General features: G+C 69.2%; 8 protein-coding genes and 1 rRNA gene. 3 read left to right on the top strand and 6 right to left on the bottom strand.

Going from position 1 to position 9,629, the window contains the following annotated elements; genetic code table 11:
• Positions 1 to 97, top strand: a 5S ribosomal RNA gene (rrf, locus tag IEZ27_RS51995); the annotation flags it as partial.
• A 433-nt stretch (positions 98 to 530) separates the two neighbouring features.
• Positions 531 to 1,169, top strand: coding sequence for a class I SAM-dependent DNA methyltransferase (locus tag IEZ27_RS51990; RefSeq protein ID WP_189654071.1), 639 nt, complete (start codon positions 531 to 533; stop codon positions 1,167 to 1,169).
• A gap of 475 nt (positions 1,170 to 1,644) precedes the next feature.
• On the opposite strand, the gene IEZ27_RS51985 is transcribed toward IEZ27_RS51990, so the two are convergent.
• The 3 genes from IEZ27_RS51985 to IEZ27_RS51975 form a co-directional block, all read right to left on the bottom strand.
• Positions 1,645 to 2,178, bottom strand: a complete 534-nt coding sequence (locus IEZ27_RS51985) for a GNAT family N-acetyltransferase (protein ID WP_189654070.1) — start codon at positions 2,176 to 2,178, stop codon at positions 1,645 to 1,647.
• A gap of 31 nt (positions 2,179 to 2,209) precedes the next feature.
• Complete coding sequence (locus tag IEZ27_RS51980) at positions 2,210 to 2,521, bottom strand: MerR family transcriptional regulator (protein WP_189654069.1); 312 nt, start codon at positions 2,519 to 2,521, stop codon at positions 2,210 to 2,212.
• A 305-nt stretch (positions 2,522 to 2,826) separates the two neighbouring features.
• Positions 2,827 to 3,597, bottom strand: a complete 771-nt coding sequence (locus IEZ27_RS51975) for a PhzF family phenazine biosynthesis protein (RefSeq protein ID WP_189654068.1) — start codon at positions 3,595 to 3,597, stop codon at positions 2,827 to 2,829.
• A gap of 170 nt (positions 3,598 to 3,767) precedes the next feature.
• Here IEZ27_RS51975 and IEZ27_RS51970 point away from each other — a divergent pair, with 170 nt between their 5' ends.
• Positions 3,768 to 4,151 carry a cell division protein SepF gene (locus tag IEZ27_RS51970; protein WP_125649344.1) on the top strand — a complete coding sequence of 128 codons (384 nt, stop codon included), beginning with the start codon at positions 3,768 to 3,770 and terminating at the stop codon, positions 4,149 to 4,151.
• 6 nt (positions 4,152 to 4,157) lie between these two features.
• Here IEZ27_RS51970 and IEZ27_RS51965 read toward each other — a convergent pair whose 3' ends face one another.
• The 3 genes from IEZ27_RS51965 to IEZ27_RS51955 form a co-directional block, all read right to left on the bottom strand.
• Positions 4,158 to 5,492, bottom strand: coding sequence for a hypothetical protein (locus tag IEZ27_RS51965; RefSeq protein WP_229825184.1), 1,335 nt, complete (start codon positions 5,490 to 5,492; stop codon positions 4,158 to 4,160).
• 120 nt (positions 5,493 to 5,612) lie between these two features.
• Positions 5,613 to 7,340 (bottom strand): arginine--tRNA ligase, encoded by a 1,728-nt coding sequence (gene argS, locus IEZ27_RS51960; protein ID WP_189654067.1) that lies wholly within the window; start codon positions 7,338 to 7,340, stop codon positions 5,613 to 5,615.
• A complete protein-coding gene (locus tag IEZ27_RS51955; protein WP_229825179.1) occupies positions 7,337 to 9,628 on the bottom strand; it encodes an HAD-IC family P-type ATPase in 2,292 nt (763 codons plus the stop codon). Before IEZ27_RS51955 ends, argS begins: the two co-directional genes overlap by 4 nt.
• Position 9,629 lies beyond the last annotated feature (1 nt).

Raw genomic sequence — 9,629 nt, 5'->3', positions numbered from 1 at the left:
GGAAACACCCGGTTACATTCCGAACCCGGAAGTTAAGCTTCTCTGCGCCGATGGTACTGCACTCGGGAGGGTGTGGGAGAGTAGGTCACCGCCGGACAATCTTTCGAAAGGGCTCCACACGGTTGTGTGGGGCCCTTTCTGCGTTTCTGGGGCATGTTGCAGGTCGTACTGTTGGGCGGGGTTGCGGGTGCACGCCGGCATCCTGGGGGCGCGGTTGGCCTATCTCGAGGGGCGACTGGTGCGGGCGTAGTCGCCGCTGCGAGCTGGCGGCCGGTCGAAGGGGCGGCCCAGGGCGATGTCTTGGTGGGGGCTTGCGTACAGGGCTCGGGCTACCAGGGTGTGGGGGCGTGATCTGGAGGCTGTTCAGTTGTCCCGTGTGAGGGCTTTCGGGCTGCTGGGAGGTTCTACCAGGTTGCGCGGGTCGCCGGGCTTGCTCGTTGAGAGGGCGGCCAGGCGGTCGGGGCGGGGCGGACGCGCCGGCGGTCTGTCGATGACGACCTTTGCCGGCCGATGAGCTACAGTCGTCCGCCATGGCCGAATCCTCCTCCTATCTGACCGCGACGGCGGACGCCTACGACGCCGTCGCCGACATCTACGCCGATTTCGTGCGGGGCTCGCTCGACCGTCTGCCGCTGGATCGCGCGATCGTCGCCGTGTTCGCCGAGCTCGTACGAGGCGGCGAACCCCTGCCCGTTGTCGAGGCCGGGTGCGGGCCTGGTTACATGACGGCCCACCTGCGTGACCTCGGGCTGGACGCCTTCGGCATCGATCTGTCTCCCGCACTGGTCGACATCGCTCGTAGAGACTTTCCCGACCTGCGTTTCGAGGTCGGTTCGATGGGCGCCTTCGACGTGGGGGACGGCGAGCTGGGCGGTCTGCTTTCCTGGTACTCGCTCATCCATATCCCGCCGCCGGAACTGCCGCCGTACTTCGCGGAGTTTCGGCGGGTGCTGGCGTCGGAGGGGTACCTCTTGTTCGGTTTCTTCGAGTCCGAGGGTGGTCCGGTGGTGCAGTTCGACCACAAGGTCACACCGGCCTATCGGTGGCCGATCGATGATTTGGCAGACATGGCCCGTAAGGAAGGGTTCGTTGAGGTGGCGCGGATGTTGCGCGAGCCTCTGGAGGATGAACGCTTCCGTCGCGGCCACTTGCTGATGCGCGCGTTGTAGGACCCGGCAGTACCGCACACCAGGCGGGCGGGCATGCGGGCGGCCTGGCAGGAAGCAGGCACGCCCGCTGTCCGAATGCGCCGTGGAACGCGTCCACTGGCTGTCGCGGGCAAGATGCGGTCTCGATGTTGCCGCATCGCATCTCTTGTGGGCGAGAGCAGGGGCTGCCTGAGCAGGGTGGGCGGGACTGATTCGAGGCCGAGGCCAATGGCTGCGGCGATTCGGTGGTTTCCGTGCAGGGGCGGAGTCGTTGTTGAAGCCAAGAGGTAGTGGGGCGAGCACGCCGCGCCTGCCCATGTCGGCCCTCGGGGCGCCCAGATAGCGGGTGGTGGCCGATCGCGGAGCCTGCGAGCTCGCGATGTCGAGCGGCGGGGGCCGTTGGCGGGTGTCTGGGAGCGGGACTTCTGGACATCGGGGCGGATGGCCGTCTCACTGGTGTCCAGGGTGCCGGGGCGCGACTGATTGAGGCGCCGGGTCAGGGTTGGGGCCATTCGGTGGAGAGGAGGCCGAGGATGACCTCGTCGGTGAAGTGGCCCATGACCCAGGCGTTCTTGCGCAGTGTGCCCTCGCGGACGAAGCCGGCGTTGGTGGCGATGCTGATCATGGCGGTGTTGTCCGCCAGGGTTTCGATCTGCAGGCGGTGCAGTCCGCGGACGATGAAGCCGTAGTGGCACAACACGCGTACGGTGTCGGTGCCCAGGCCCTTGCCACGGAAGGCGGGGCGTAGGGAGATGCCGAGGTGGGCCGTTCGGTTGTGGGGGTCGATGCCCCAGAGGAGTGCTTCGCCGGCGAGTTCGCGGCCGGTGAGTTCCACGACCGAGAAGCAGGCGGTGTTGTCGGTGGGTTCGGCGACGGCGTACGGCGAGGTGGGCAGGCCGGGTGGGAAGGGGCGCCAGGGGCGGGAGGCGGCCCGGGAGCGGGTTGCGACGTCGTCGTAGAGTTCCGTCTGCAGGATGGGGACGTCTGTCTCGTGGCGGGCCCGTAGGGCGACTTTGTCACCGCGTAGCATGCCGTAGTTCTAGTCGACCTGCGGGTGGCGATCAACCGGGATCGCCGAGGCGGGTGCGGACTTCTGCCAGCTCGCGGCGTACGTCGGCGAGTTCGCGTTCGAGTTGCAGGATGCGGCGGATGGCGATCAGGGTCATGCCCTGGTCGGCGAGGTCGGTCACGTGCTGGACGGTCTTGATGTCGCGGCGGGAGTAGCGGCGTTGCCCGCCGGACGAGCGGCTGGGGCTGATGACGTCGTGTTCGTCGAGACGGCGCAGGTAGGCCTGGCGGACCTGGAGCATGTCGGCGACCTGTCCGAGGGAGTAGAGCGGGGCGTGTTCGTCGTCGCAGGGCAGCTCGGGCATGGGTGGCCTCCTCGGTGTGCCGGGGCGGGGTCAGGGCCCCGCGCCCGTGCCGGGTCAGGTCCGGATGGCCTTCGGGTCGCCGTGCCGGATCTCCGCAGTGCGCGGATCGGCGTCGTGGTCCTGGGCGTGTCTGGTGAACGTGCCCGTCGGGCGCTCGTCGCAGGCGGTCTCTTACGGCCGGTCACCGCATCGGTCGAGGTCAGCGGCATGATGCCGAACCTCCTGCCTGTGGTGGTAGCTAACCTCCAACTCGGTTTGCAGGTTAGATAGCTGGACGGAGGGAAGCAAGGAAGGTAAGAAAGTTTTTACCCGGTGGTGAGGAGTGTGCCGGTGAGGATCGTCACGGCGCGGCCGGCGAGGTGGACGCGGTCGCCGTCCAGGCGCGTGTGGACCAGGCCGCCTCGCGCCGAGAGCTGCGCGCCGGTCAGGGTCGTCCGGCCGAGGCGGGCCGACCAGTACGGGGACAACGCGCAGTGGGCCGAGCCCGTGACCGGATCTTCGGGAACGCCGACTTTGGGGGCGAAGAAACGGGAGACGAAATCCGTACCGGTGCCGAGGGCGGTGACGATGATGCCGCGGGCGTCCATGGCCGAGAGAGCCGGGATGTCGGGGCGCAGAGAGCGTACGGTCTCCTCGGAATCGACCTCGACCAGCAGGTCGAGCTCGCTTTTCGCGACCCGTACGGGTGCGGCTCCCAACGCTTTCTCCAGGCCGTCGGGAAGCGTGGCGGGCGCCACCTCCTTGGCCGGGAAATCCATCGTGATGAGGTCTCCGGCGGTGCGATTCACGGTTAGCGTTCCGCTCGCCGTGTGGAATTCGACCGGGCCGGTCGCCGCTCCGGTCGAATACAGAACGTGAGCGGTCGCGAGCGTGGCATGACCGCAGAGAGTGACCTCGACCACAGGGGTGAACCAGCGCAGGGAATCGCCGAGCAGGAAGGCGGTCTCGGACAGGTTCATCTCGGCGGCTACGCTCTGCATCCACCCATCAGTAACCGGAGAGTCCAGCAGGCAGACACCTGCGGGATTACCCTTGAAAGCTGTGTCGGTGAAGGCGTCTACAGTGAACAGGCGCATGAGGCCGATGCTATACGGGGGGGACGGATATCCAGATGCAAGCAGGTTGCAAGCCGTACAAAATGGAATTAGGGCTGGGCGTGTCGCGTGGCGAATGCGGAATCGTCGGTTACCGTCCAATGTGTAGGGACGTGCCGATTACGGTGAGTTCCTGAGGAAAGGACAAGCCGATGGGGGCTGTGCGCAAGGTGGTGAACTACCTTGGCCTGAGCGGGGTCGATCACTACGACGACGCCTATGACGACGACGAGCACTACGAGGACGAGTACGTTCCGGCGACGGAGCGTGCTGCCCGGCGGTGGCGTGCGAACGTCGATGCGTCACGCATCGTGATGGTCCAGCCGCTCAAGTACAACGACGCACCGTTGATCGGTCAGCACTTCCGTGACGGGCAGACGGTGATCATGGATGTCACGGGCATGGCGATGCCCGAGGCGACGAGGATGGTCGACTTCGCCGCCGGGCTCGCGTTCGGTTGCGAGGGGCGCATCGAGCGCATCGCCGACCGCGTGTTCCTGCTCGCGCCGGCGCACGTGGAGATCGAGACGACCTGATCAGGTCTAAGCAGCGCGCGGGCCGCGACGAATCAGCCGGGTGAGCTCGGCTGCGTCGTCAGCGGCCTGTTTCGCGCGTGCGTCCGCTTCTCTGGCGTACGCGTGCAGGGCCCACACGGCGCCCTCGGCCAGTTCCTTCAGCTCGTTGACCTGGCCGGCCACGTACCGGGCGTCGGCGACGATCGTCTTGTGACGCTGCCAGAGCTGCCAGCCGCCCAGCCCGAGCATGGCCACCCCGGCGGCGGCCAGCAGGAGCGAGGCGCTGAACCCAGCTCCGGCCAGGCACGCGACGCCCGCCACGATCAGCACGAGAGCGGCCCAAGGCCGGCCGCGCGGTACGACGCCCTCGGTGAGGATGGCGTTCTCGGCCGTGGCGATCGATGCCTCGTCGGGGCCCTCGGGACGCAGGTGGATGCGGTGGCCGAGCAGCGGGACGGTCAGTGTGGCGGGTGGCGTCAGCCGACTGTCGGCTTCGAGCTCCTCGGCCAGGCCGCGCAGGATGGGCGCGGCCACGTGCAGGGCGATGGCGGTCAGATGCGGATCGGCGCCGGGGCGCAGGTCGTCGAGCAGGTAGGAGATCAGCGAGGCCATCGGGCCGGCCGGGCCGGCCTGGCCGATCTGGGCGCGCAGGACCGCCAGCGGCTCGTCCTCGGCCCAGGACGCGGCGGGGCTGGCCGAGCTGTTGTTGAGCGGGGCCGAGGAGTCGTGCTCGGCCTGCCGGGCCGAGGTGATCTCCGCGCAGCGGCCGCGCAGCCTGGCCAGGCGGGCGGCCGCGACCGCCGGACGGGCCAGGTCGGGGATTTCGGCCATCTCCGGGAAGTCGGCCAGGGACGGCGGCACCACGACCGAGGGCTCGCCGGGCACCAGCGCCTGCACCCACTCCTCGACGTCGGCGTGCTCCTGCACGGCCAGGGCGTCGAGCTTGCGCAGCACGAAGATCTTGCCCGCCGGGCCGTAGGCCCCCCGGGCGGCGGCCAGCCAGAGCGAGCGCTGCCCATGGGTGACGGGACGGTCGAGCGACAGCTCGCCGAAGGCCGTGCCGAGCCAGGAGGCGTGGATGCGGCTGCCCTGCCCGGACACCGCGAGTGCCAGGCACAGGAAGAGCGCGGTCTGCTGCTGGTCGCGGCCGGCGGCCCTGCTCAGCGGTTCGAGCGGGTCGTCACCGGCCAGGATGGCGACCAGCGCCTCGACGGCAGGGGGCAGCCAGTAGCCGGGTATGTCGCGAAAGCCCGGAGCAGCGGGAGGAGCGGTGCCATTGGCGGCGAGGTGCGCCAGCAGCGCCTCGGCGTAGCGTTGCAACTCCGTCGCTGCTTGGGGGTTCGCAGTCAGGTCCGTGCTCAAGGCAGAGAACTCCCCCATTTCGGCCTCGGTTCATGACCGCGTAAAGCCTAGCCGTTAGGGCGCGCCAACGAGGTGGAGGCGCGCCCACGACGGAACGGGAGACTTTGAGCCAACTGCCTGTTACATACGCTCGGGGACCGGGACGCCCAGAAGGTCGAGGCCGGTTTCGAGTGCGCGCAGGGTGAGCGCGCACAGGGCCAGCCGCGAGGCGCGGGTCTCGGGCTCGACGTCGCTCCTGAGCACCGGGCACTGCTCGTAGAAGGTGCTGAACAGGCTCGACGTCTCGAAGAGGAAGTTGCACAGCCGGTGGGGCTCGGAGCGGGCGGTGACCTCTTCGATGAGCGTGCCGAAGCCGAGCAGGTGGAGGGCCAGGGCGCGTTCGGCGGGGTCGCCCAGGGTGATCGGGGCCGTGGCGTCCGCCGGGTCCATGTCCGCCTTGCGGAAGATGGAACGGATCCGGGCGGTCGCGTACTGCATGTAGGGGCCGGTGTTGCCGGTGAACCCGAGCATGCGGTCGTAGTCGAAGACGTACTCGCTGTCGTGGCTGACGGACAGGTCGGCGTACTTGACCGCGCCCATGCCGACGGCGAGGGCGATCTCGGTCCGGGTGGCCTCGTCGTAGCCGCGCTCGGCGATGGCCGCCGAGGCCCGGTCGACGCCCTCCTGGAGGAGGTCCATCAGCTTGACGGACTCGCCGGACCTGGTCTTGAAGCGGCGGCCGTCCTTGCCCAGCATCATGCCGATCTGGACGTGCTCGGCCGAGACCGTGTCGGGCAGCCAGCCGGCCATCTGCGCGGAGGCGAAGACCATGCGGAAGTGCAGGGCCTGGTCGGCGCCCACGACGTAGAGGATGCGGTCGGCCTTCAGGTCGTGGACGCGGTAGCGGATCGCCGCCATGTCGGTGGAGGCGTAGCCGTAGCCGCCGTCGCTCTTCCTGATGATGAGCGGCAGGGGCTTGTCGTCGGAGCCGGTGAAGCCGGGCGGGAACAGGCAGAGCGCGCCCTCGCTGTGGACCGCCACGCCGGACGACTCCAGGTCGTCGCAGGTCTTCTGCAGCATGGGGTTGTACATGCTCTCGCCCGCGAGGTCGGCGTCGGTCAGCGTGACGCCGAGCAGGGAGTAGACCTTGTTGAAGTAGCGGACGGTGGCGTCCATGAACACGTGCCACAGGCGCATGGTGTCGGGGTCGCCCGACTGGAGCGTGGTCACGCGCACCCGGGCACGCTGCTTGAAGCCCTCGTCGGCGTCGAACTTGGCCCGCGCCGCCTGGTAGAACTCGGTGCCCATGCCCGCTTCGAGCTGGGCGACCGCGGCCGGCTCGCCGATGTCGAGCAGGTGCTCGACGAGCATGCCGAAGGGGGTGCCCCAGTCGCCGAGGTGGTTCTGCCTGATCACCTTGTTACCGAGGTGTTCGTGCAGGCGGGCCAGCGAGTCGCCGACGATCGTGGTGCGCAGGTGGCCGACGTGCATCTCCTTGGCCGCGTTGGGCGCGGAATAGTCGATCACCACGGTCTGCGCGGGCGTGATGGTGCCCACGCCGAGGCGACTGTCGTCGCGCATGCCCGCGGCCTGGGACTCGATCCAGGAGTCGGCGAGCTTGATGTTGAGGAAGCCGGGGCCGCTGACCTCGACCGTGCCGGGAAAGTCGGACAGCTCCGCCTTGATCGCCTCGGCGACCTCCCGCGGGGACCGTCGCAGGCGCTTGGCCAGGCTCATCGCGACGTTCGCCTGGAAGTCGGCGAACTGTGAGGGCCGGATCAGCGGATCTGCGTCGGCGTGCTCTGCGCCGAACGCGCGGGCCAGCGCCTGCTGGACGCGCTCGGTGAGCACTATCTGCGGGTCGGTCATGTTCTAAGGGTACCGGCGAGCTTGACCGCGATGCTGATCGCCGCGGCAGCCACCACGGAGATGCCGACGGCCGTCAGGTCGTTGCTGATGTCGCCCGGAGCGAGGGCGAAGAAGTGCCTGACGGGCGGCAGCGCGAGGGCGAGCACGAAGAGCCCCGCCATGGACGCCAGCAGCGTCACCCGCCACCAGTTGAGCGGCCGGGTGATCAGTACGAGCACCCACCAGGTGGTGAGGAAGAGCGTGATCACCGCGGACGTCTGGTCCTCGGTCAGGGTGGAGGTGCCGCTGTGGGCCGCCCAGAACGACAACAGCACCGCGCCCGCGCACAACACCCCCGCCGGTACGGCGAACCGCAGCACCCGCCGGACGAACCCCGGCCGCGCCCGTTCGAACGTGGGCGCGAGCGCCAGGAAGAACGCCGGGATGCCGATGGTCAGCGCGTTCGTGAGGGTCGAGTGGCGGGGCGCGAACGGGAACATCACCCCGGCCACGCCGACGGCCAGCGACAACACGATCGCGTAGAAGGTCTTGGTGAGGAACAGGTTGGAGACACGTTCGATGTTGGCCAGCACCCGGCGGCCCTCGCCGACGACGTGGGGGAGCGTGGCGAACTTGTTGTCCAGCAGCACCACCTGCGCCACCGCCTTGGTGGCCGGGCTGCCGGCGCCCATGGCGATGCCGAGGTCGGCGTCCTTGAGCGCGAGGACGTCGTTGACGCCGTCGCCGGTCATGGCCACGGTGTGCCCGCGGGCCTGGAGCGCGCCGACGAACTGCCGCTTCTGCTGCGGGCTGACCCGGCCGAACACGGTGTAGGAGTCGAGCAGCTCGCCGAGCTTGACCGGGTCGTCCTGGGGGAGGGTGCGGGCGTCGATGGAACGGTCGCCGTCGGGGATCTTCAGGCTCATCGCGATGGCGGAGACCGCCTCCGGGTTGTCGCCGGAGATCACCTTGACCGTCACGCCCTGCTTGGCGAAGTAGGCGAGGGTCTTGAGGGCGTCGGGCCTGATCTTCTGCTTGAGGGTGACCAGCGCGACGGGCTCGACGGCGCCGCCGTTCTCGGCCGCGCGCAGGTCGTGCGTACGGCACAGGACGAGGACGCGGGTGCCGGTGGCGGCGAGCTCGGCGGCCTTGTCGTAGCCCTCGCCGTCGTGCAGCAGCACGTCGGGGGCGCCCAGCAGCCAGGCGCCGTGGGCGCCGAAGTCGGCGCCGCTCCACTTGCGGGCCGAGGAGAAGGGCACGGCCGAGGCCGCCGACCAGCCGTCGGAGGGGGCGGGGTAGCGGGCCTGGATGGCGAGGGCGGTGGCGTTGGGGCGGGCGTCGAGGTGGGCGAGCGCGGTCAGGGCGGACTCGACCGGCTGGCCGTCGCGGAGCGGGAGCACCTCGTCGAGGTCCATGCCGCCGGCGGTGAGGGTGCCGGTCTTGTCCAGGCAGAGTACGTCGACCCTGGCCAGGCCCTCGATCGCGGGCAACTCCTGGATCAGGCACTTGCGCCGGCCGAGCCGGATGACGCCGACGGCGAACGCGATCGAGGTCATCAGCACCAGGCCCTCGGGGATCATGGTGACGATGCCCGCGACCGCGCCGGTGATGGCGGTGCCGAAGTCGGCGGAGTTGTGCAGCTGGCTGTAGATCAGCAGGGCGCCGATCGGGATGACCAGCCAGGTGATGTACTTGATGAAGTTGGCGACGCCCTCGCGCAGCTCGGAGTGGGCGAGGTGGAACGTGCTGGCCTCCTCCGCCAGGCGTACGGCGTAGGCGTCGGTGCCGACGCGGGTGGCGACGTACGCGCCCGAGCCGGCCACCGCGAAGCTGCCCGACAACACCTGGTCGCCGGGCTTCTTGTGCACGGGGTCGGCCTCGCCGGTCAGCAGGGACTCGTCGACCTCCAGGCCGTCGGAGGCGACGACCTCGCCGTCGACGAGCAGGCGGTCGCCGGAGCCGAGCAGGACCAGGTCGCCGAGGACGACCCGGCGCGGCTCGACCTGCTGGTCCTTGCCGTCGCGGCGGACCCGGACCGGGGCCTCGTTGATCACGGCCAGCTTGTCGAGGGTGCGCTTGGCGCGCAGCTCCTGGACGATGCCGATCAGCGCGTTGGCCACGATGACCAGCCCGAACAGGCCGTCCTGCCACTCGCCGAAGATCAGGATCAGCACCCAGAGCACGCCGATGACCAGGTTGAACAGGGTGAACACGTTCGCCCTGATGATCGCGCTGAGCGATCTGCTCGACCGCCGCGGCACCTCGTTGGTCTTCGCCTCCGCGACCTGTGCTGAGGTGAGGCCGTCCACA

It is taken from the genome of Nonomuraea spiralis, assembly GCF_014648435.1.
In the GTDB taxonomy this organism is placed as follows: Bacteria; Actinomycetota; Actinomycetes; order Streptosporangiales; family Streptosporangiaceae; genus Nonomuraea; species Nonomuraea spiralis.
This window is presented reverse-complemented; position numbering and strand designations above follow the sequence as displayed.

Coding starts and splice junctions, on each gene's coding strand:
- IEZ27_RS51990 (WP_189654071.1), top strand. CDS start 531: ATGGCCGAATCCTCCTCCTATCTGACCGCGACGGCGGACGCCTACGAC.
- IEZ27_RS51985 (WP_189654070.1), bottom strand. CDS start 2,178: ATGCTACGCGGTGACAAAGTCGCCCTACGGGCCCGCCACGAGACAGAC.
- IEZ27_RS51980 (WP_189654069.1), bottom strand. CDS start 2,521: ATGCCCGAGCTGCCCTGCGACGACGAACACGCCCCGCTCTACTCCCTC.
- IEZ27_RS51975 (WP_189654068.1), bottom strand. CDS start 3,597: ATGCGCCTGTTCACTGTAGACGCCTTCACCGACACAGCTTTCAAGGGT.
- IEZ27_RS51970 (WP_125649344.1), top strand. CDS start 3,768: ATGGGGGCTGTGCGCAAGGTGGTGAACTACCTTGGCCTGAGCGGGGTC.
- argS (WP_189654067.1), bottom strand. CDS start 7,340: ATGACCGACCCGCAGATAGTGCTCACCGAGCGCGTCCAGCAGGCGCTG.